This is a genomic window from Pseudomonas azerbaijanoccidentalis, assembly GCF_019145495.1.
Classification (GTDB): Bacteria; Pseudomonadota; Gammaproteobacteria; order Pseudomonadales; family Pseudomonadaceae; genus Aquipseudomonas; species Aquipseudomonas azerbaijanoccidentalis.
The window spans coordinates 274,833-296,223 of sequence record NZ_JAHSTU010000005.1; the positions used below are offsets into that span (position 1 = coordinate 274,833).

16 protein-coding genes are annotated in these 21,391 nt (G+C 61.5%); all 16 read right to left on the minus strand.

Translation table 11 applies throughout. From position 1 onward, the window contains the following. Positions 1-8 precede the first annotated feature (8 nt). On the minus strand, positions 9-680 hold the full coding sequence (locus tag KVG88_RS18860; RefSeq protein ID WP_217872353.1) for an amino acid ABC transporter permease: 672 nt from the start codon (positions 678-680) through the stop codon (positions 9-11). Between the two features lie 11 nt (positions 681-691). Further along, positions 692-1,513: an amino acid ABC transporter ATP-binding protein gene (locus KVG88_RS18865; protein WP_276530183.1), complete on the minus strand. Its 822-nt coding sequence runs from the start codon at positions 1,511-1,513 to the stop codon at positions 692-694. A 52-nt stretch (positions 1,514-1,565) separates the two neighbouring features. After that, positions 1,566-2,408: a transporter substrate-binding domain-containing protein gene (locus tag KVG88_RS18870; RefSeq protein ID WP_217872354.1), complete on the minus strand. Its 843-nt coding sequence runs from the start codon at positions 2,406-2,408 to the stop codon at positions 1,566-1,568. A gap of 307 nt (positions 2,409-2,715) precedes the next feature. Then, a complete protein-coding gene (locus tag KVG88_RS18875) occupies positions 2,716-3,858 on the minus strand; it encodes an acyl-CoA dehydrogenase family protein (protein WP_217872355.1) in 1,143 nt (380 codons plus the stop codon). Between the two features lie 11 nt (positions 3,859-3,869). Then, complete coding sequence (locus KVG88_RS18880) at positions 3,870-5,063, minus strand: acyl-CoA dehydrogenase family protein (RefSeq protein WP_217872361.1); 1,194 nt, start codon at positions 5,061-5,063, stop codon at positions 3,870-3,872. Between the two features lie 138 nt (positions 5,064-5,201). Then, entirely contained in the window at positions 5,202-6,284 is a 1,083-nt protein-coding gene (locus KVG88_RS18885; protein WP_217872362.1) for a Zn-dependent alcohol dehydrogenase, read from the minus strand. Positions 6,285-6,312: 28 nt separating this feature from the next. Continuing rightward, on the minus strand, positions 6,313-7,743 hold the full coding sequence (locus KVG88_RS18890; protein ID WP_225934064.1) for a coniferyl aldehyde dehydrogenase: 1,431 nt from the start codon (positions 7,741-7,743) through the stop codon (positions 6,313-6,315). A 54-nt stretch (positions 7,744-7,797) separates the two neighbouring features. Beyond that, entirely contained in the window at positions 7,798-9,987 is a 2,190-nt protein-coding gene (locus tag KVG88_RS18895; protein WP_217872365.1) for a LuxR C-terminal-related transcriptional regulator, read from the minus strand. A 129-nt stretch (positions 9,988-10,116) separates the two neighbouring features. Beyond that, positions 10,117-11,484 (minus strand): DUF1329 domain-containing protein, encoded by a 1,368-nt coding sequence (locus KVG88_RS18900; RefSeq protein WP_217872366.1) that lies wholly within the window; start codon positions 11,482-11,484, stop codon positions 10,117-10,119. Positions 11,485-11,510: 26 nt separating this feature from the next. Further along, positions 11,511-13,343: a DUF1302 domain-containing protein gene (locus KVG88_RS18905; protein WP_217872367.1), complete on the minus strand. Its 1,833-nt coding sequence runs from the start codon at positions 13,341-13,343 to the stop codon at positions 11,511-11,513. 186 nt (positions 13,344-13,529) lie between these two features. Continuing rightward, on the minus strand, positions 13,530-14,738 hold the full coding sequence (locus KVG88_RS18910; protein WP_217872369.1) for a lipid-transfer protein: 1,209 nt from the start codon (positions 14,736-14,738) through the stop codon (positions 13,530-13,532). Positions 14,739-14,766: 28 nt separating this feature from the next. Next, positions 14,767-15,906: an acyl-CoA dehydrogenase family protein gene (locus KVG88_RS18915; RefSeq protein ID WP_217872371.1), complete on the minus strand. Its 1,140-nt coding sequence runs from the start codon at positions 15,904-15,906 to the stop codon at positions 14,767-14,769. A 230-nt stretch (positions 15,907-16,136) separates the two neighbouring features. Then, complete coding sequence (locus KVG88_RS18920; protein ID WP_217872373.1) at positions 16,137-17,660, minus strand: acyl-CoA synthetase; 1,524 nt, start codon at positions 17,658-17,660, stop codon at positions 16,137-16,139. 4 nt (positions 17,661-17,664) lie between these two features. Continuing rightward, the gene (locus KVG88_RS18925; RefSeq protein WP_217872374.1) at positions 17,665-19,221 is read right to left on the minus strand and encodes an acyl-CoA synthetase; all 1,557 of its coding nucleotides are present in this window, start codon (positions 19,219-19,221) and stop codon (positions 17,665-17,667) included. Positions 19,222-19,276: 55 nt separating this feature from the next. Next, positions 19,277-20,080 (minus strand): enoyl-CoA hydratase/isomerase family protein, encoded by an 804-nt coding sequence (locus KVG88_RS18930; RefSeq protein WP_217872375.1) that lies wholly within the window; start codon positions 20,078-20,080, stop codon positions 19,277-19,279. Between the two features lie 38 nt (positions 20,081-20,118). After that, positions 20,119-21,273, minus strand: a complete 1,155-nt coding sequence (locus KVG88_RS18935) for a CaiB/BaiF CoA transferase family protein (protein WP_217872377.1) — start codon at positions 21,271-21,273, stop codon at positions 20,119-20,121. Between the last annotated feature and the right edge of the window lie 118 nt (positions 21,274-21,391).

The following is a 21,391-nucleotide window of genomic DNA, read 5'->3' on the forward strand; positions in this document are numbered from 1 at the left end:
CAGCCTCCTCAGCGCGCGAGCGCGGTGTCCTGACGACGTTCCAGCCACTGCACGAACTGTGCGATGGGTAACGACAGGGCGAAGTAGATGAGCGCGATCAGCGAGTAGGTTTCCAGCGGTCGGTAGGCTTCGGTGGCGATGCTTTTGCCGACGTACATCAGGTCCCCCACCGCGACAATCGCCACCAGCGCACTCTGCTGGAGGATCGATATGCCGTTGGTCATCAGCACCGGAACGGCACTGCGCAGCGCTTGCGGCAGAATCACGTAGAGCGTGCTCTGCGAGGGGCGCAGGCCCAGGGCGACGCTGGCGTCCAGGTGTTCGTGCGGCACGGCCTGCACCCCGGCCCGATAAGCCTCGGCGTTGAAGGCCGTGAGGTTCAGGCCCAGGGCGAGCACGCCCATGGTGATCGGATCGATGAACACATCGAACAGCATGGGCACGCAGTAGAAGAACCAGACGATTTGCAGCAGCACCGGCGTACAGCGGAAAAACTCGATAAACAGTTGGGCCGGCCAGCGCAGGAAGAACCAGCGGCTCAAGGTCAGCAGACACAGGCCAAAACCCAGCACCAGTCCGACGATGTTCGACACCAGGGCCAATTGCAGGGTGACCTTCAATCCGTCCCACAGCAGGCCAAAATTGCCGCTGAGAAAATTGAAGTCGAATTGATAGTTCATGTTCGCGCTCCTCAGTCCAGATGCAGCACTTTTTCCAGAAACTCGCGGGTGCGCGGTTCCCTGGGCTGGGTGAACAACTGGTCGGGGTGGCCTTGCTCGACGACTTTGCCGTTGGCGCAGAACACCACACGGGTGGCGATATGCCGGGCGAAGTGCATGTCGTGGGTGACGATGATCATCGCCATCTTCTGTTCGGCCAGTTGCAGCATCACGTTCTGCACCTCGATGACCATTTCAGGGTCGAGTGCCGAGGTGACTTCGTCGAACAGCATCAGCTTGGGTTCGAGCATCAATGCCCGGGCAATCGCCACACGCTGTTTCTGGCCACCCGATAACTGGCTGGGATAAACGTTGAGCTTGCTCTCCAGGCCCAATCGGGCGAGCAGTGCCCTGGCCTTCTCGGTGGCTTGCGCTTTCGACAGGCCATGCACTTTCATCGGGGCCAGAATCAGGTTGCCCAACACCGACAAATGCGGAAACAGCGTGTAGTGCTGAAACACCATGCCCACCTGGGTTTGCAGCGTGTTGTCCATGGGCTTGCCTTTGCCTCGGGCATTGCCGTCGATGTAGGGTTTGCCCTGGAAGCGGATGGTGCCGCCCTGAATGCTTTCAAGGCCCATCATGACCCGCAGCAAAGAACTCTTGCCGCTGCCGCTGGGACCGATGATGACCAGACGGTCGTCGGCTCGCATGTCCAGGTCCAGGTGATCCATCACCACCAGGTTTTCGCCATAGGATTTGTACACATCGCGCAGCTGAATGAATTCACCGTTGTGCTTTTCGCAGGCGTGCAAAGGCCGTGGCGGCACCGCCGCCAGATTGGAAGCTTTCATCGAACATTCTCCGGGAGCGCGCAGCCCGCTACGCGCTCGACATCGGCGGGATTTACTGAGGGGTTTTGTCGGCGTTGGCCAGTTGCGAGGCCTTGTCGACCAGGGCGTCGATCTCACCTGTCTCGCGGCGTTGGGAGATGTAGATGTTCAACGTCTGCAAGTCGGCGGCGCTCACGTCCCGGCGTACACCGAAGGCCACACCTTGCTTGGCCAGCGCGGGCTTGGGCAGGACTTCTTTCGACCAGCCGGGGTTGGCCACGGCGAACAAGTGGTTGGTGTCACTGGCATCGACCAACACATCGGCGCGCTTGGACATCACCGCCAGGCGCACTTCGTCCATGCCCGGCAAGCGCATGATTTTGCCCTGCTTGATCACAGCGGAAATGGCCTTGTCCTGCGCGGTGCCGGACATGACGGCAAAGGTCACCTCAGGCTTGTCGAAATCCGCGAGGGTATTGCCGGTATTCGCCAGTTTCGGGTTGTCCTTATTGATCAGCAATGACACCTGATAGTCGGTGGCCGGCACCGAAAAGCTCACCGCCAGTGCGCGTTCGGGCGTCTGGTTGAGCGCCATGGCCATGTCCCATTTACCACCTTGCAACCCCGCCACAAGGTTGTCCCAGTTGGTGTCGACAAACTCGACTTTGACCTTGAGCACCTTCTCGCCGAAGTCCCGGCACAGGTCCACGAAATAGCCGCTGTATTCACCTGAACGGGCATCGCGCATCACGTAAGGCGCGGCGACGGCCGCTCCGCAACGCAAAACGCCTGCTTTCTGAATGTCTTTCCAGAGGGAAACGTCAGCCGCCTGGGCGGGGACCTGAGTGAGCAACGCGCCAATAGCGGATGCACAAACGAGCATGTTGCGGATGGTGCGAGGAAGGAACCGAGCCATTTTGACCTCTCCGATGATTTCGTTCTTGTAGGCAGGAAGGTACAAATCTACATCGTTGTGCGCCGTCATGTGTGCAGCGCTGTATGCAGATTAGATTCGAACGAAATGAACTGTCAACACGCGCCAGGAAAATTAATCGGGAAAGTGACTGAGCGGTCGAGTGACCGCTAATGGCAGGTAGGACCGTAAACGTGAGGTGATCAATGGGGACGTGCGTTCAAAGTGGCATCGCGGAAAAAGAAACAGCCCGGTTCAATGAACCGGGCCGCTGTGATCAGTACGTGTTGATGCCGATGCCCTCCTCGACTCAAACCACCTGCATCAACTTCGCATAAGCCCGCAAATGGTGATCGTCATCACCAAACTGACGCGCGACCATCAACAGATGTTTGGCATGGTGCGACAGCATGTATTCCCAGGTCAGGCCGATACCGCCGTGCAATTGAATGCCTTGGTCGGCGACGAACCGGCTGGCGCGGCTGACGATGAATTTGGCCGCTGCCAGAATGCGGCTGCGCTCCTCACTGTCGGCCTGGTCGGCGACGCAGGCCGCCAGTATTGTCATTGAGGTGGCCTGGTCCAGCTCGATGCGCATGTCTACCATGCGGTGTTGCAACACCTGGAATTTGCCGATCGGCTGGCCGAATTGCTGGCGGGTTTTCAGGTAGTCGAGGGTTAACGCGCAGGCCGCTTCCATGCTCCCAATCGCTTCGGCGCATTGCGCGGCGATGCAGCGACCTTGCTGGTAGCGCAGCGCCGACAAGGCTTGCCCGACCTCACCGAGTATCGCGCTGCTTTTGACAAACACATCGTCCAGGTACAGCTCGCAGGCCATCCGCCCGTCCATGGTGGCGAACGAACGCCGGCGCACGCCACTGTCTTGCGGATCGATCAGGAACAGGCTGATACCGCTCTCGTCACGAACCCCGTGGCTGGTGCGCGCCGAAACCAGTATCAGCCCCGCGCTTTGCCCGCCGACCACCACCGATTTGCGACCATTGAGTGTCCAGCCGCCGCTCACCGGCTCGGCGACGGTTTGCACATCATGCAATTGGTAATGGCTGTGCGGCTCATCCAGTGCTACCGCCAGTTGCAAACTGGCGTCGCCAATCACCGGCAGCAACGATTCCTTTTGCGCCTTGCTGCCCAATTGGTTGATCAGGCCACCGGCGAAAATCACCGATGGCAGGTACGGTTCCAGGCACAGGCCACGCCCCAACTCGGCCATGATCAACATGTTCTCGACGCCGCTGCCGCCAAAGCCACCGTAGGCTTCAGCAAACGGCACCGCGCACAGGCCAAGCTCACCCAACTGCTGCATGAACGGGCCACTGAAGCCATGTTCACGCTGACGGTAAACCTCGCGCTGCTCGAAACTGTAGGTGTCACGCACCAGCCGCGCGGCGGTGTCTTGCAGCATCAGCTGCTCTTGGGTCAGTTTAAAATCCATGGTCCAGGCCCTTACAGTTCGAGAATCATTTTGGCGATGATGTTCTTCTGGATTTCGTTGGCACCGCCGTAAATCGAGGCCTTGCGGGCATCCAGGTACTGATAGGTGGCTGCGCTGCTGTAGTCGGTATAGAGCAACGACTCATCACCGTAACCCAGCTCATCTTCAATGAACGGCAATGCATAAGGACCGACGGCTTTGCTGATCAGGTAGGTGATGGCCTGGCGAATCTCGGTGCCCTTGATCTTCAGGAACGAGCTTTCGGCGCCCGGTACGTCACCGTTTTGTGTGGCGGCCAGAGTGCGCAGGTTGCTCATTTCAGCGGCCATCAGCTGCATTTCGACTTCAGCGATCTGCAGGCGAAACAGCGGGTCTTCGAACAATGGCTGGCCGTCGCGCACTTGCTGGCTGGCGATGCGCTTGAGACGGCTGAGTAGCGCTTTGTTCTGGGCGATGCCGCCAATGCTCGTGCGTTCGTGGGTCAGCAGGTATTTGGCGCAGGTCCAGCCCTGGTTTTCCTGCCCGACCAGATTAGCCACCGGCACCCGCACGTTGTCGAAAAACACTTCGTTGACTTCATGCTCACCGTCGAGGGTGATGATGGGCCGCACGGTGATGCCCGGGGTTCTCATGTCGATCAGCAGAAAGGAAATGCCCCGCTGCTGACGCGCCTCCGGATCGGTGCGCACCAGGCAGAACATCCAGTCGGCATAGTGCGCCAGGGTGGTCCAGGTTTTCTGGCCGTTGACCACGTAATGATCGCTTTCGCGCACAGCGCGGGTTTTCAACGAGGATAAGTCAGAGCCCGCACCGGGTTCGGAATAACCCTGGCACCACCAGTCTTCACACGAAAGAATACGCGGCAGAAAGTGCGCTTTCTGTTGTTCGGTGCCGAATTTGATGATCACCGGCGCGACCATTTTCAGGCCAAACGACACCACTTTCGGCGCGCCGGCGGCAAAGCACTCTTCGTCGAAGATATGCTTTTGCACGGCACTCCAGCCAGTGCCGCCGAACTCGACCGGCCACCCCGGCGCAAGCCAGCCCTGGCGGTCGAGAATCTGCATCCATTGCACCTGATGCTCTTTGCTCAGGCGCTTGCCCAGCGAGATGCGCTCGGACAGTTCGCTTGGCAGGTTGTCGCGCAGGAACGCCCGGACATCCTCGCGAAAGGCCTGTTCGTGCAGCGTGAATTCAATGTCCATCCATTCACTCCAAAAGCATTGGGGCAACACACAATCCCTTGTGGGAGCGAGCCTGCTCGCGATGGTGTGTCGGACGACAACGATGTAGCTGGTCCACCATCGCGAGCAGGCTCGCTCCTACAGGGGGTATGAGGCGTGTCAGTCGAAGACGATGACCGAGCGCGCCAACTCGCCGCGGCGCAGCTCATCGAACGCTTCGTTGATCTGGTCCAGGCGGATGCGTTGGGAAATCATCTCGTCGAGCTTGAGCTTGCCGGCCATGTAGAAATCCACCAGGCGCGGCATGTCGACCGGGAAGCGGTTGGAACCCATCAGCGAACCCTGGATGCGTCGCTCGTGCAGCAGTTGCAACGGATCGAGTTCAATTTTCAGGCCCGGCTTGAGCATGCCGATCACCGTGGCGGTGCCGCCGCGCGCCAGCATGGCGAACGCCTGTTCGGCGGTCTGCTTGAGGCCGATGCATTCGAAGGAGTGATGCACGCCACCCCGGGTCAGTTCCATCACTTGCTTGGCGGCATCGCCGTCACGGCCGTTGATCACGTTGGTGGCGCCGAATTGCTTGGCCAGCTCCAGTTTCGAGTCAAGCATGTCGATGGCGATAATCCGCCCCGCTCCGGCCAGTGCCGCGCCGTTGATGGCGGCCAGGCCGATACCGCCGCAGCCAATCACGGCCACGGTTTCACCCGGACGCACCTTAGCGGTATTGAACACCGCGCCGGTACCGGTGGTGACGGCGCAACCGAGTAGTGCGGCGCGATCCAGCGGCATGTCGCGACGGATCGCCACGCAGGCGTTTTCGTGCACCAGCATCTGCTCGGCAAAACCGGACAAGTTGACGAATTGCGGGATCGGCTTTTGCACGTATGTCAGGCGCGACTCTTCATCCTTGCCGCGCTTGGTTTCCGGGGACACGCAGCGCGCCAGATGGCCAGTCACGCAGTGATCGCAATGGCCACAGAACACGGTCAGGCACGTGACCACATGATCACCGGGTTTGACCGAGCGCACCTCAGAACCCACCTGCTCGACCACACCCGCGGCTTCATGGCCCAACACCAACGGCCCCGGGTACGGAAACGAGCCATCGATCACATGCAAATCGGAATGGCAGACACCCACCGCTTTGGTGCGAATCAGCACTTCACGCGGGCCTGGTTTGCTGATGCCCACTTCTTCAATGACCAGCGGGGCACCAACCTGATGGAATACGGCAGCTTTCATGACAGTTCTCTCAAGAATATTGTGGGGTTCAGGCCGGGTTGGCCGCTGTGCGCAACACCGCTTTGGCGTGGCTGAACGTGCGGAAGCCGTCGATGCCGTGGTAAGCGCCCATGCCGCTCTGACCGACGCCGCCGAACGGCAGGCCTTCGGTGCTGGCATGGCTCAAGACGCCATTGAGGGTCACGCCGCCCGAACAGGTGCGCGTGAGGACCAGGGCCTCTTCGGCGGCGTCATGGCCAAAGTAATACAGCGCCAACGGCCGCGGCCGAGCGTTGATCCGGGCGACCACTTCGCTGATAGCGTCGTAAGGAATGATCGGCAGCAGCGGGCCGAAAATTTCGTCCTGCATGATCTGCAATTCGTCACCGGGATTGCGCAGCAGGGTCGGCACAATCTTGTTGCGCGCGCCCTCGTTGAAATCTTCAGCGGCGGCGTTCAATTCGATCAACTCGACACCCGCTTCACGCGCTTCACTCAGGTAGCCCTGCAAACGCTCGTAGTGCCGGGCATTGATGATCGAGGTGTACTCGGGGTTGTCCTTGAGCGTCGGGAAGAACCCGGCGACCACGGCTTTGGCCACGGCGATAAAGGCATCCACCGACTCTTGCGGCACGAACACATAGTCGGGGGCTACGCACAGCTGACCGGCGTTGAGCAGTTTGCCGATGACCACTTTGGCCACTGCGTCCTTGAAATCGGCGGTGCGGGAAATAATCGTCGGCGACTTGCCGCCCAGTTCCAGGGTCACCGGCACCAGGTTGTCCGCCGCCGCGCGCAGCACGTGTTTGCCAATGCTGGTGGCGCCAGTGAACAGCAGATGATCGAACGGCTGGCTGCAGAAGGTCTGGCCGACCTCGGCCCCGCCAACAATCACCGCCACCTCATCTTCGTCATACACCGAGCGGATCAACCGGGCTATCAATGCCGAGGTGTGCGGAGTGAATTCCGACGGCTTGATCATCACCCGGTTGCCGGCGGCCAAGGCCCCGGCCAAACCACTAAACACCATGTAGCCGGGCACGTTCCATGCGGTGACGATGCCCACCACGCCCAGCGGCTGGTATTGCACCCAGGCTTCACCAACACGGGCCTGACGTTGTTCCGGGCGCATCCATTCGGCCAGTTCGGCTTTGGTTTGCTTGAGCGTCGCGAGTGGCGACAGCACTTCGCTGCCCTTGGAGAAACCCGGGCTGCGATGACCGAAGTCCGCCGTCAGCGCCTCGACAATCTCCTGTTCATGATTGACCAGCAAGCCGATCGCCCGGTCGAGCAACTCACAACGCTCGTCGCAGCTGTAGGGTTCGCGGGCCAGGAACGCCGCCCGCTGTTTTTCCAGGATCGTGCGGATGTCGGTACTCGGCGAACTCTCGATGGCGCTCATCATTACCTCTCTTGTTTTTGTCAGGACGCGGCCGCGCTCAGGCAGCGTTGCGTAGGGTCTGGCTGCATGGTTGACCATCACTGGCGCGACGCCGCCACCCGGATCAGGTGGGTGGCGGACGCCAGCGCTGTTTCAAGCGAGGATGCCCATGGCTTTGGCGCTGTTGATGGCCTGGGTGCGGCGGCAGGCACCGAGCTTGACGTTGATGTTTTTGGCGTGGGTTTTAACGGTGTTTTCCGAGATGAACAGGCGGCTGCCGACTTCGCGTATCGACATGCCTTCGGCCAGCAACTTGAGCACCGAAACCTCGCGGGGCGTCAGGTCATCCTGATAATCCGGCACCACGTTCAAGCGGGCGGGTGCCGGTTGTTCGCGTTGCGCAATCCGGGCTTTTTGCGCGGCGATCGGCTCCTCGTAACAGGCACAGTCGATCCTGCCCCAATGCATGCGCCGCTCGGCTTCGTACAACATCAGGTGTGCCTTTTCCGGCTGGTGATTGCGTGAGGCAATTTCGGATAACAGCAGGTAGCCATTGAGTACGAATGGTGCGCAACAGTCGCGTACCTGCGCCAATCCGGCTTGCGTGGCCTCCTCTGCTTCACTGATACGGCCCTGCTGCAACAGCAATTCGCCGTGCATAAACAGCAACCGACCGAGCAACGGATACGGCTGCGCCCGGTTGCCGTTCAAGCGCTTGAGCTCGGCGCGCAACAGCGCTTGCGCCTGGTTCAAATCGCCCTGAAGCATCATCAAGCGCGCCCTGTCCGTGTTGACCAACACCTCCGACTCACAACTGCCCTGACGCCGGGCCAACTCCAGCGAAGACTGCAGAAGCGTTTGCGCCTCAGCCAGATCACCGGTTTGCATGGCGATACGCGCCAGGATGCAATGACACAGCAACACCGATAACCAGTCCTGAATGGTCAGCTCTGCAAGCGCCGCGCGGCAGTGCAGACGCGCCAGGTTGGTGTTGCCGCGCAGGGCGTGCAACGTACCGAGCAGCCCTTGCCAGTTCGCCAACAATCGCCGATTGCGCTGCGGATCGGGGAGCGGCAGAAAGTGTCCCAACCGTTGCAGGCACGTTTGGGCTTCGTCCAGCCGACCACTGAACAACAAGGCTTTGGCACATAGGTAGATCAGGCGCGGACTGCTTTGCAGCAACTGCGGCTCGATGCGTTCGCGCCAGTCCATCAGTTTGTTCAGGTGGCGCTCGCCCAGTATCCAGCTGAGCCACAAACGCTCCATGTAGTTGGCGGCGACTTCCGGCTGATCGGCGCACAGGGCTTGCTCGACCGCATCATCGACATGCCCCAGCACGCTGAGCAATTGGCAGGCGCGCAGGCGCAAGCGGGTCAGCGGTGCCCCCTTCAATTGAGCGTGCAGGGCCTGTGCCACGGCAGGCAACAAGCGGAACCAACCGGGCTGTTGATCGACCGGAACCAGAAAAGCCTGGCACGCCAGACCATCGAACACCTGACCGGCCTGTTGTCCCTCCCACAGTTGATCGCAGAGGTCGGCACTGGCCTTGGACAAATGCGCAAGACCGCACAGCACCTCCTTTTGTTTCTCACTCAGGCGCGACAACAGTTCCCGTTCGAGGTAATGGCCGAGCAGCGACGGCGTTGCATCCCCCGACGCCTGCGGCAACAACAGACGCACCCCGGCGCACCACCCGCCGGTTTCGTGCCAGAGTTTTTCCCGTGATGCGCTATCGGTATCGGGCGCCATGGCATTGATCAACGCTTTGAATTCATTCGGGCGCAAGGTCAATTGCCTGGCATCGAGTTCAAGTAGTTGGCCGTCTAGCATCAGTCGTGGCAGATTCCAGTCGGGGCGTTGGCGGCAGGTGACCAGTATGTGCAGGTGGGGGTTGTGCAGGGACAGGAGTTGATCGAACCAGTGGTTCAAGTCCGCGGGCATTTCGGCGGGCAGGTCGTCGAAGACCAGGCGAATCTTTGGATCTTCGTGGGTTGGGAAGGCCTCATCGCGAGCAGGCTCACTCCTACCGTTGACCGCGCTCCCCCGTGGGAGCGAGCCTGCGCGCGATAGCGATGGTTCTGCCACCCCATATCCCGAATCGAGAAACGCCAACACGGCATCCGCCGCCACCCCCAGCGCATTTGCCAACGCGGCGTTCAGACTTTCCAGCGTCTGCTCCCGCCCACCCAACCTCACCCACACCACCCGCCCCGCGTCTTCCAACCCATCCAGGTACTCACGCACCAACGCGGTTTTCCCGTACCCGGCTGGGGCACAAAGCAGTTGCAAACGGCGCTGCTCGCGCTTGAGCAGTTCACCCAGATGCGGCCGTGGCACAAACATGACGGACCTCGCTGATGAAGAGAGGATTCCATCATTGGGCCACGCGACGGATCAGGCGCCACCCACATCAGGTGGGCACAACGCACAACGCCCTGCGAACAGGGCGTTGTTTCAAGCGAGGTTCAAAGGTCAGCGGATGCCGGCGTTACGCAATGCCGACGGGGTGAAATCGGTCATCTTCGCCGTCATGCCGTAAGTCGTGGCGTGCTTGGACTGGTTGGTCATCGCCAGCACGTTGTAGCGACCGGCAATAAGGTCATAGATACCGAGCATGGCAAAGTTCGGCGAACCGCGCTCGTAATCGTTGATCGCATAGCCTTCCGCCACCCGCCACAGCTGACCCCGACCGTCGTAGTGATCGACTTCGGCCAGTTGCCAGGTGTCCTCATCGAAGTACATGTCGCGCTTGGCATACACATGACGCTGGCCGGGCTTGAGCGTCGCCTCGACATGCCAGACGCGATGCAACTCATAACGGGTCAAATCCTGATTGATGTGCCCCGGTTTGATGATGTCGTCATACTTCACTTTCGGCGACTGCAAGCGGTAGTTGTTGTACGGGATGTACAGTTCCTTTTTGCCCACCAGTTTCCAGTCATAACGGTCCGGCGCGCCGTTCATCATGTCGGTGTTGTCAGCGGTGCGCATGCCGTCAGAGCCGTTACCCGGGCCGTCATACGCCACTTGCGGCGCACGACGCACGCGGCGCTGGCCAGCGTTGTAGACCCACGCCAAGCGGGGTTCTTTCACTTGGTCGATGGTTTCGTGGATCAGGATCACGCTGCCGGCCATGCGCGACGGGGCGGTGATTTCCTGCTTGTAGTAGTAAAGGACGTTGTCACCCTCGCCCCCGGTGACGCCGTCCATCAACTGTGGGAACGCGAGCTTGTCATCGTACTCGACGATGGAATACGAGCCGTTGGTTTGCGGTGCGGCCTGGGCAGCCTGGCGCTCCATATTGCCGCCGCGATAGCGGTTGGTGTGGTTCCAGTACACCTCGACGCCGTTCTTCGGAATCGGGAACGGGTAGTAACGGGTCTGGGTGAAGTTGACCAGGCCGTTGCCGTCCGGGGTCAGCTCGGTGGTCACCGCACTCTTCTTGGCGATGTCGTAAATGTTCTGTGGCGAGGCAGCGGTGCGCTGGGTCTTGAATACCGGGATCTTGTAGCTGTCCGGGTAGCGCTTGAACATCGCCACCTGCCCCGGCGTCAGCTTGTCCTTGTACTGGTCGACGTTGGCCGCTGTGATCACCAATTGCGGTTTTTCACCGGCAAACGGATCACCCAGGAAGCCATTGTCGAGCGCCGCGGCGCCGGGTTTCAGGCCGCCGGTCCAGGCCGGGATGCTGCCGTTGGCATTGCCCTCTTTCTGCGCACCCAGCGGCGTCAGCGTAGTACCCAATTGCGCCGCTTCCTGCGGGGAGACAGCGGCCATCACAGCACTGGCCAGCAACGACAGACTCAGTGCGCCAGCGCGCAGAAATATACGTGCGTTCATGTTCAGTTTCCTCTGGCAGGGTTGCATCAGAAATTCACGCCGAAGCTGAGCGCAACGTAGTCGCGGTCGACGTTGGTGTTGAAATCGCCACCGAAGTAGTTGGTGTAACTCAGGCTGGCGTTGTAGGTGTTCAGGTAGTCAGCATCCACACCGAGGCTGACCGCTTTGGAGCCTTCATCGAAATTCGGACCGTAGCCTTGAACGTCATGGGACCAGGCGATGTTCGGCGACAGGTTGATACCGGCGATCACGTTCTGATAATCGAGCTTGCCGCGCAGGCGATAGCCCCAGCTGCTGCTGGTGTAGAAGCCGTCGTCGTTGCATTCCTGGGCCGGGTTACTGGCCGATGCCGTGCCTGCGGCGGTACCAAGACAGGTGGCGGCACCGGCAGCGCCCGGCAGTTCACCGGAACCGAACGCCGGGCTGCGACCGAAGCGCAGGTCCGAACCGTCGGCCTTGCCCAGGCCATTGATGTGGTTGTAACCGACCTCGCCGACCACGGTCAGGCGGCTGGCACCCAGCACCTGATCAAAGAACTGGGTGGCGGTCACTTGTGCCTGGGTCACCGGCATGCGTTTGTAGCCGTTAACCTCGGCACCGAGATTACGCCCGGCAAAACCGGTGGTGATCAGCGGCGAGGTGGCGCCAAAGGTCGCGGAAGACAACAGGTCGGCGGTGTTCAGTTGCAGCGGCATGTTCGGCCGGTAGCTGACTTCGCCCCCCAGGGACACGCCCGAGACGTTGGTCTGGAAGCTCAGGCCATAGAGGCGGATATCTTCCGGGTAGCCGACGAAGTAACGGGCACTGCGCGCCGACGCTACGCCACCTGTCGGGTTGCTCATCTGGTTGATGCTCAGGTACGGACTGCGGCTGTGGTAGTTCATCGCGTAGGCACCGAACTCGGTGTCGTTGGCTTCAGGCACGTACCAGCGCAACGCCAGGCCATACTGGCCACTGTCGCGGGCATCTTTGTCTTTCACGCGTGGAATAAAGGCATCGTCCGTCCCCGCAGCGATGGCGGCCAAACCTCCGGTGTTGCTCGCGGCGCCCGGTGGCAAATCGAGACCGGCAATCACCAGCCGGTCGTTGCAACCTTGTGGTAGGCCATCGTTGCCGAAGAACGTCCCGCAGTTATCGACCACCGACTTGTCCCACTCCAGCTGATAGAACGCTTCGGCGGTGACGTTATCGGCCAGGCCCTGAGACACGTAAAGCAGGTTGACCGGGATCAGGCCTTCTTTCACTTCAGCGCCCGGACGACGTAGCGCTGCAACGTCGATCGGGTTGATGCTGTTGATCGAGTTGCCGATGAACGTACTCTCGCCCCAGCTCACCACTTGCTTGCCCAGGCGTACGTTGCCGACCTGATCGCCGATCGTGTAGTTGTGGTAGACGAAGCTGTCGAGGAACATCGCACCGGACGATTTGGCCGCGCGATCGCGCCCACTGTCGTTGATGTCGTAGAACGGACGACTCTCGTCCATCAGCTCGAAGTCATACCAATACTTGCCGCGCACAAAGGCACCGCTATCGCCGTATTTCAGTTCCAGGTCATGCACACCCTTGAAGATCTTCGAAAAGGTTTCGCCCTTCTTGAAGTTCAGCCGGTTGTCGTCTGTGGTCCGCGAAGAGGACTCGCCACCGGTGACACCCTGGGAGTTGAAGTTGGAAATGAACTGTTTGTCGGCATCGGTGGTGGACCAACTGGCGCCGATCGACAACGACGAATCGAAGCTCCCCTGAATCTCACCGATGTTGAAATCAACAGCGTGAGCCTGGTTGCTCACGCCAGTGGCAACCATTACAGCTACGGCCAGCAAACTTGGCTGGAAGACTCCGCGCATTGTTGTTTTTGTCATGCGGTTTCTCCGGTTAGGGATAAGTGTTGGAGCGCCCATGCTAGCGGCGATCCCGTGAGGGCCTCACACCCGAACGGGTGATTTGAACCCGGGTTGTTCATGGCTGATTGCGTGGTGCAACAACCCGGTTTGAGCAGCGCTCGCCGGGCGTTACGCTCGGTGACATTCACCGGTAAAAATCGCTGATCACTGCTCGACGCCACGGGTTTTTCCGTACAGCGTCACCACGCAGGCGCCACCCAGTCCGAGGTTGTGAGCCATGGCCAAGCGAGCGCCCTCGACCTGCCGCTGCTCGGCATTGCCACGCAGCTGCTGGGTCAACTCGTAGCATTGCGCCAGGCCGGTGGCGCCCAGCGGATGGCCCTTGGAAAGCAGGCCGCCGGACGGGTTGATGACGACTTGCCCGCCGTAGGTGTTGTCGCCCTCCATGACGAATTTCTCGGCACCGCCCTCGGGGCAGAAACCCAGCGACTCGTAGCAGATCACTTCGTTCTGGGCGAAACAGTCATGCAGTTCGCAAACATCAATGTCCTGCGGGCCGATGCCGGCCTTCTCGTAGACCTGGCCGACAGCGGCGTGGGTCATGTGGGTGCCGACCCAATCGAGCATCGACGGCTTTTCGAAGTTGAAGGACTCGGGGGTGTCGGTGGTCATGGCCTGGGCGACGATTTCCACGTCGCGGCGCAGGCCGTGTTTTTTCGCAAAGCGTTCCGAGACCAGGATCGCCGCCGCACCACCGCAGGTTGGCGGGCAGGCCATCAGACGCGTCATCACGCCGGGCAGAATCACCGGATCGTTCATCACGTCTTCGACACTCAGCACTTTGCGAAACAGTGCCAGCGGATTGTTCGCCGCGTGGCGGCTGGCCTTGGCGCGCACCGCGGCGAAGGTTTCCACTTTGGTACCGTATTTCTGCATGTACTCGCGCCCGGCACCGCCAAAGGTGCGGATGGCTTGGGGCATGCCGTCCATGTCGGCGGTCAACCCGCGCAGGATCGGCAGGAAACGCTCGCGGGTTGGCGGGCGGTCGTCCCAGTGGGACTTCAAGGCGCCGGCCTGCATCTGTTCGAAGCCCACCGCCAGCACGCAATCGGCCGAGCCGGACTCAATGGCCTTGCGCGCCAGGAACAGCGCGGTGGAGCCGGTGGAGCAGTTGTTGTTGACGTTGACCACCGGAATGCCGGTCATGCCCACTTCGTAGAGAACGGTCTGGCCGCAGGTGGAATCGCCGTAGACGTAACCGGCATACGCTTCCTGGACCGAGTGGTAATCGATACCTGCATCGGCCAGCGCGCGGCGCACCGCTTCGGCGCCCATCTGCACATAGGTCGGGCTGTCGCTGGGCTTGCGGAACGGGATCATGCCGACGCCGGCAACCAGTACTTTTTCGCTCATGGTGTCACCTGAAAATGAGGGGGAAGGATCACAACTGACGCGCGATCAGTTCGCGCAGCACTTCACTGGTGCCACCAAAAATCCGCGTGACGCGCATGTCGACGAACGCACGGGCAATCGGGTACTCGAGCATGTAGCCGTAGCCGCCGTGCAGCTGGACCATGTCGTCGATGCACTGCCACAGGGTTTCGGTGGCGTACAGCTTGGCGATGGCCGATTCCTGCACGGTCAGGCGGCGGCGCATGTGTTCGGCGATGTAGTGGTCGATGGTCAGGCGCACGGCGGTGGCCTTGGCCTTGATGTCGGCGAGTTTGAATTTGGTGTTCTGGAAGTCCCACACGGTCTGGTTGAAGGCCTTGCGGTCCTTGACGTACTCGACGGTTTGCTCCAGCAGGCGTTCGAGTTTGGCGGCGCTGTACAGAGCGATCACCAGGCGCTCTTGCGGCAACTCTTCCATCAGGTGCATGAAGCCTTTGTTCTCTTCGCCCAGCAGGTTGCCCACCGGTACGCGCACGTCATCGAAGAACAGTTCGGCTGTGTCGGCGGCGTGCTGGCCGACTTTTTCCAGCTTGCGCCCGCGACGGAAACCTTCGCGGTTACACTCGACCATGATCAGGCTGCAACCCTTGGCGCCGGCGCTCGGATCGGTCTTGCACACCACCACGACCATGTCGCAGGTCAGACCGTTGCTGATGAAGGTCTTGCTGCCGTTGATCACCCACTCGTCACCGTCGCGCACGGCGGTGGTGCGGATGGCCTTAAGGTCGGAACCGGTGCCCGGCTCGGTCATCGCAACGGCAAGGACGGTTTCGCCGGAGCAGATTTTCGGCAGCCATTGCTGCTTCTGTTCTTCGGTGCCCAAACGCACGATGTACGGCGCGACGATGTCCGAGTGCACGCCCAGGCTCCAACCGGAGACACCGGCGCGGTACAGTTCTTCGATCAACACCGCCGAGTGCCCGAAGTCGCCGCCACCACCGCCGTACTCGGTCGGCACGGTGAGGCACAGCAGGTTGTGGCGCCCGGCCTTGAGCCAGGTTTCGCGGTCGACTTGCCCGGCCTCGTCCCACTGTGCCTGCTTGGGCAGGCATTCACGCTCGAAGAAACGGCGCGCGGTTTCACGCAGCATTTCGTGGTCTTCACGGTAGACGGTACGGTTGATGTGCATCGGAATCTCCAGTGGGTTGCCAGGCAAGCGAGCGCCTGGTTCGTGAGTCCACTGTATGGGCGGGGGGTGGTGGTGCAGCCACCCGGATCGGGTAGCGCTCCTGGTCGGAGCTAAAAGTGAAACCCCTCCCTGTAGGAGCTGCTGCAGGCTGCGATCTTTTGACTTTGCTTTTCAGAAACAAGATCAAAAGATCGCAGCCTGCGGCAGCTCCTACAGGGGTTGTGGTGTGGCTACTTGCGCAGTTCGCGCTTGAGGACTTTGCCGGCTGCCGAGAGCGGCAGTTCGTCGCGGAACTCGATGGTTTTCGGGCATTTGTAGGCGGCGATGAATTCGCGGCAGTACAGACGCAATTGCTCGGCATCGACTTGCGAACCGGGCTTGCACACCACCACTGCATGCACCGCCTCGCCCCACTGCGCATGGGGAATGCCGATCACCGCGCACTGGGCCACGGCCGGGTGTCGGGCGAGAACGTTTTCGACTTCAGCGGAGTAAACGTTTTCACCGCCGCTGACGATCATGTCCTTGAGCCGGTCGACGATGAACAGGTAACCCTGCTCGTCCATCCACGCGCCATCGCCGGTGTACAACCAACCGTTGCGCAACGCCTTGGCGGTTTCCTCGGGTTTGTTCCAGTAACCCTGCATGATGTTCGGCCCGCGCACGATGATCTCGCCCACCGTGCCACGCGGAACTTCGTGGCCTTGCGGATCGACAATTTTCACGTTGACGCCCAGACCGCCACGCCCCACCGAACGGGACAGTCCGCTGATGCGCGCCTCCGGCGTGTGGTTACACGGCAGGTTGCTCGACACCACCGGGCAGGCCTCGGTCAGGCCATAAGAGTGCGACAGCTCGATATCGGGAAACCTGGCGAGCACCTGCTCGACCATGTCACCGGCACTGGGCGAAGCGCCGTAGGTCAGGCGTTTCAGGCTACCCAGGTCATAGCGTTCGAAGTCTGGATGCGCCAACAAGGCAAGGATCATCGTCGGCACCAGCAACGTCTCGGTGACCCGTTCCTGTTCGATGATCTGCAGCGTTTGCAGCGCATCAAACCCGGACACCAGCACATGACTTTCGCCGGCCAGAAACTGGATCAGTGCCCGGGCCAGGCCCGCCACATGGAACAGCGGTGCGACGTGCAACAACAGGCCACCGCGTATCGGCGGCATGTCGACCATGCGCGGCATGCACGCCGACCACAGGTTCAAATGCGACTGCATCACGCCCTTGGGAAACCCGGTGGTGCCGCCGGTGTACATGATGCAGGCCAGGTCCGCGCCGCCGCGCCCGGCGTCCTCGACGGGGTGCGCCTGGGCAATCAGTTGCTCGAAACCGAGCATGCCCGCCGGCACTTCGCCTTCGCCCGCGTAGATGAACTGTGGCGCATGGCGGGTGGTCTTGCGGATCTCTTCGGCCAACGCGGCAAAGTGCTCGTCGACAATCAGGATGGCCGTGCTGCAATCGTCCAGCGAATAGACAATTTCCGGCACGCTCCAGCGCACATTCACCGGGTTGAGCACACCGCCGCCCCACCACACGCCCATGATGTATTCCAGGTAGCGGTCGGAGTTGAGCGCCAGCATGCCGACCCGCTCACCGGCCGCCATGCCCAGCGATTGCAGGGCGCCCGCCAGGCGTGCGACGCGTTCGCCAAACTCGCGGTACGTGTGGCGGCGCTCGGCGAAAATGGTTGCCAGGTGATCCGGGTTCTGTTGCAGCGTGCGCTGCAGGCATTGGGTCATGTACATGTTGTCAGCTCACGCCCCGATCCTTGCCGGCCCAGAACGGTTCGCGCAGGTCGCGCTTGAGCACTTTTCCGGCGCCGGATAATGGCAAGGCCGTGCGGAACTCGACCGACTTCGGGGTTTTGTAGCCGGCAATCTGATGGCGGCAGTGCTCGATGATTTGCGCACCGGCCACTGTGTTGTCCGGTTTGAGCACCACCACCGCATGCACCGCTTCGCCCCACTGCGCGCACGGAATACCGATCACCGCACACGCGGCGACCGCCGGGTGACTGGCGATGGCGCTTTCCACTTCGCCGGAATACACATTCTCGCCACCGCTGACAATCATGTCCTTGAAGCGGTCGACGATGTACAGATAGCCCTCTTCGTCCATGTAGGCGCCGTCACCGGTGTGCATCCAGCCGCCACGCAGGGCCTTGGCGGTTTCTTCGGGATTGTTCCAGTAGCCGAGCATGATGTTCGGGCCGCGCACCACCACTTCACCCACGGTGCCGCACGGCACTTCATTGTCTTGTTCGTCGACGATGCGCACGGTAACACCCAGACCCGGCCGCCCGGCCGAACGCAACCGGCCACTGGCGATGCCGGCGGCGTTGTGGTTTTCCGGGCCGTTGGCAGAAATCGGCGGGGCAGCTTCGGTCATGCCGTAGCCTTGAGTGAACTCCACATTCGGCAAGGCTTTAAGGGCCATTTCCAGCAAAGGCACTGCAATCGGCGAAGCGCCGTAAGTGAGGCTGCGCAGGCAACTCAGGTCATGCCTGGAAAACTCCGGGTGCATGATCAACGCTTGCAGCATGGTCGGCACGATCAGGATGTCGGTGATGCGTTCGCGCTCGATGGTACGCATCACGTCCAGCGCATCGAAGGCCGGAACGAAGATGCTCGGCAGCCCCAACAGGGAGATCAGGATCACCCGCGACAGCGCCGCCAGATGAAACATCGGTGCGATGTGTAAGGTCAGCGCATCGGACGGCACCGGCACATCGGCGGCCCGGGCCACTGCCGCCGACCACAGGTTCATGTGCGATTGCATCACGCCTTTGGGCCGGCCGGTGGTGCCACCGGTGTACATGATGCTGGCCAGGTCGTCGCCGCCGCGAAACGCATCGTCGACCGGCGACGCGTCACGGATCAGTTGCTCGTAGGACAGCATGCCGTCAGGCAATGGCCCGTCACCGATGTGAATCAGCAATGGCCGCACCTTGGCGGTGCTGGCGATGCCTTCAGCCATAGGCAGGAACGTGTCGTCGATCAGCAGGATGCGCGTGTCGCAGTCATCCAGCGAGTAGACGATTTCCGGCACGCTCCAGCGGATGTTCACCGGGTTGACCACACCGCCGCCCCACCAGGTCGCGAGGAAATATTCGAGAAATCGGTCGGAGTTCATCCCCAGCAGGCCAACCCGATCGCCAGTCTGCATGCCCAGTTCCTGCAGGGCGCCGGCCAGTCGCGCCACGCGCTCGGTCAATTCGGTGTAGGTACGACGGCGGTCGCGGAACACTGTCGCCACGGCATGGGGGCGTTGCTGCAGAACGCGGTGCAGCCCTTGAGTCAGATACATGGTGCTCTCCTGTGAATTATTGTTGTCAGGTCAGGACAAAGGCGGTGGCACGGCGTCAGGTGCCGGTGTATTTGGGTGGCCGCTGCTCGACGTGGGCTGTGCGACCTTCGGCGAGGTCCTCGCTGTCGCGCAGCAAGCCCCAGTGAAAATGCGCCTGAATGGCGAAATCCCGTGGAGGCAGGTGCGCCGTCTGCAGGGCCAGGCGCTTGATCGACTGCACCGCCAGCGGCCCATTGGCAGCAATCCGCTCGGCCAGGTTCAGGGCCGCCGAGAGCAATCGTTCCTGAGGCAACAGATCGATGATCAGGCCAATGCTCAGGGCTTGCTGGGCGCTGACCGGTTCTCCCGTCAGAGCGATTTTCATGGCATGGGCAGCGGGAATTGCCCGCAGCAGCAGCTGCACACCGCCCGCCGCCGGAATGCTCGCCTCGCGCACTTCCGGTAAGCCAAACGTGGCACTCGCGGCGGCGATTCGCAGGTCACATTGCAACGCCAGTTCCAGACCGCCGCCCAAGCAGGCGCCATTGACGGCGGCGATGATCGGTTTCCAGATGTCCAGGTCGCTGAGGTCGAACAGGCGTGTGTAGCCGCCCTCTTCGGCTTCGGTCTCGCGGCTTTTCAGGGTTCCGGCGACAAACCCGGACGCGGGCCGCAACGACTCCTTGAGGCCGGCGCCGCAGCAAAAGGCGCGCTCACCCGCGCCGGTCAGCACGATGACCCGCACCTGCTCGTCATCCTGGCAGGCACCCAACGTCTTGCGCAGGTGCATCAGGTCGCTGACGCTCAGCGCATTATTGGACTGCTGCGCATCGAGCACGATCAGCGCCACGTGATCGATGATCTTGAACTGAATGGCCATGGGCTAACTCCTGCGCTCCGTGATTTTTATGATTGTTTTCAGGCGTTGAATCCCAGACCCAGCTCACGCAAACGCTCAATGGCGTCGGCGTCGAAACCCCAATCGCGCAGGGCTTCGCCGCCGTGTTCGCCACGTTCGGGGGCCGGTTGCGGATGTGCCGAAGGCGTGCCAAGGAAGCGTGGGGCCGGCACCGGTTGCACCACACCGTCGACCTCGATGAAGCTGCCACGGGCGACACCATGGGGATGCTGCGCGGCTTCGGTCAGACCCAGCACCGGTGCCACGCAAGCGTCGCTGCCGTCGAAGGCCTCGACCCATTGCTCGCGGGTGCGGCCAAGGAATGCGGCAGTAAACGCTTCACGCAATCGGGGCCAGCCGGCCCGGTCGTGTTGCGACGGAAGGTCTGCGTTGGACAGCCCGAGGATCTCCAGCATTTGCCCATAGAACCGAGATTCCAGGGGCCCGATCGCCATGTGCTGACCATCGCGTGTTGCGTAGGTGTCGTACCACGGCGCGCCGCCGTCAAGCAGGTTGCTGCCGCGCTGTTCTTGCCAATGACCACCGGCCAGCAAACCCCAGATCACCGAACCCAATTGCGCGGCGCCCTCGGTCATGGCCGCGTCGACCACCTGGCCCGTGCCGCCGCGCTGCACATTGACCAGCGCCGCCAACGTGCCCATCGCCAGCAACATGCCGCCCCCCCCGTAATCACCGACCAGGTTCAGCGGCGGCACCGGCCGACCACCAGCCGGGCCGATACTGGACAGCACACCGGACAAGGCAATGTAGTTCAGATCATGCCCGGCACGGTCGGCCATGGGGCCGGTCTGACCCCAACCGGTCATACGGGCATAGACCAGGCGCGGATTGAGCTTGAGCGCCACATCCGGCCCCAGGCCCAGACGCTCCATGGTGCCGGGGCGAAAGCCTTCGACCAGCACATCAGCACGCTCGATCAACGCCAACGCGGCGGCGACACTGTCGGGGCGCTTGAGGTCCAGCGTCACCGAACGGCGGTTGCGACCGGTGATATCGGCGCGTTTGCCCTCAAGCTTCGGCCCCAGGTCACCGGCCTTTACCGGACGGTCGATGCGCACCACGTCAGCGCCCATGTCCGCCAGCAGCATCGTGCCAAAGGGCGCCGGCCCGATTGCCTCAAACTCCACCACTCGAATGCCGCTCAGTACGCCCATTGCCGTCGCTCCGTTGTTCTGTCGGAGCGCCGCAGCCCTCCTATTCTTGTGCCTCCCAGTAGACCAACGCACCGATCAGCGACCACCACCCGCATCGGGTGGTGGCCGCCAAAGACAG

Bases quoted from the DNA above. Each gene is read 5' to 3' on its own strand.
- KVG88_RS18860 (WP_217872353.1), bottom strand. From the start codon at position 680: ATGAACTATCAATTCGACTTCAATTTTCTCAGCGGCAATTTTGGCCTG.
- KVG88_RS18865 (WP_276530183.1), bottom strand. From the start codon at position 1,513: ATGAAAGCTTCCAATCTGGCGGCGGTGCCGCCACGGCCTTTGCACGCC.
- KVG88_RS18870 (WP_217872354.1), bottom strand. From the start codon at position 2,408: ATGGCTCGGTTCCTTCCTCGCACCATCCGCAACATGCTCGTTTGTGCA.
- KVG88_RS18875 (WP_217872355.1), bottom strand. From the start codon at position 3,858: ATGGATTTTAAACTGACCCAAGAGCAGCTGATGCTGCAAGACACCGCC.
- KVG88_RS18880 (WP_217872361.1), bottom strand. From the start codon at position 5,063: ATGGACATTGAATTCACGCTGCACGAACAGGCCTTTCGCGAGGATGTC.
- KVG88_RS18885 (WP_217872362.1), bottom strand. From the start codon at position 6,284: ATGAAAGCTGCCGTATTCCATCAGGTTGGTGCCCCGCTGGTCATTGAA.
- KVG88_RS18890 (WP_225934064.1), bottom strand. From the start codon at position 7,743: ATGGTCAACCATGCAGCCAGACCCTACGCAACGCTGCCTGAGCGCGGC.
- KVG88_RS18895 (WP_217872365.1), bottom strand. From the start codon at position 9,987: ATGTTTGTGCCACGGCCGCATCTGGGTGAACTGCTCAAGCGCGAGCAG.
- KVG88_RS18900 (WP_217872366.1), bottom strand. From the start codon at position 11,484: ATGAACGCACGTATATTTCTGCGCGCTGGCGCACTGAGTCTGTCGTTG.
- KVG88_RS18905 (WP_217872367.1), bottom strand. From the start codon at position 13,343: ATGACAAAAACAACAATGCGCGGAGTCTTCCAGCCAAGTTTGCTGGCC.
- KVG88_RS18910 (WP_217872369.1), bottom strand. From the start codon at position 14,738: ATGAGCGAAAAAGTACTGGTTGCCGGCGTCGGCATGATCCCGTTCCGC.
- KVG88_RS18915 (WP_217872371.1), bottom strand. From the start codon at position 15,906: ATGCACATCAACCGTACCGTCTACCGTGAAGACCACGAAATGCTGCGT.
- KVG88_RS18920 (WP_217872373.1), bottom strand. From the start codon at position 17,660: ATGTACATGACCCAATGCCTGCAGCGCACGCTGCAACAGAACCCGGAT.
- KVG88_RS18925 (WP_217872374.1), bottom strand. From the start codon at position 19,221: ATGTATCTGACTCAAGGGCTGCACCGCGTTCTGCAGCAACGCCCCCAT.
- KVG88_RS18930 (WP_217872375.1), bottom strand. From the start codon at position 20,080: ATGGCCATTCAGTTCAAGATCATCGATCACGTGGCGCTGATCGTGCTC.
- KVG88_RS18935 (WP_217872377.1), bottom strand. From the start codon at position 21,273: ATGGGCGTACTGAGCGGCATTCGAGTGGTGGAGTTTGAGGCAATCGGG.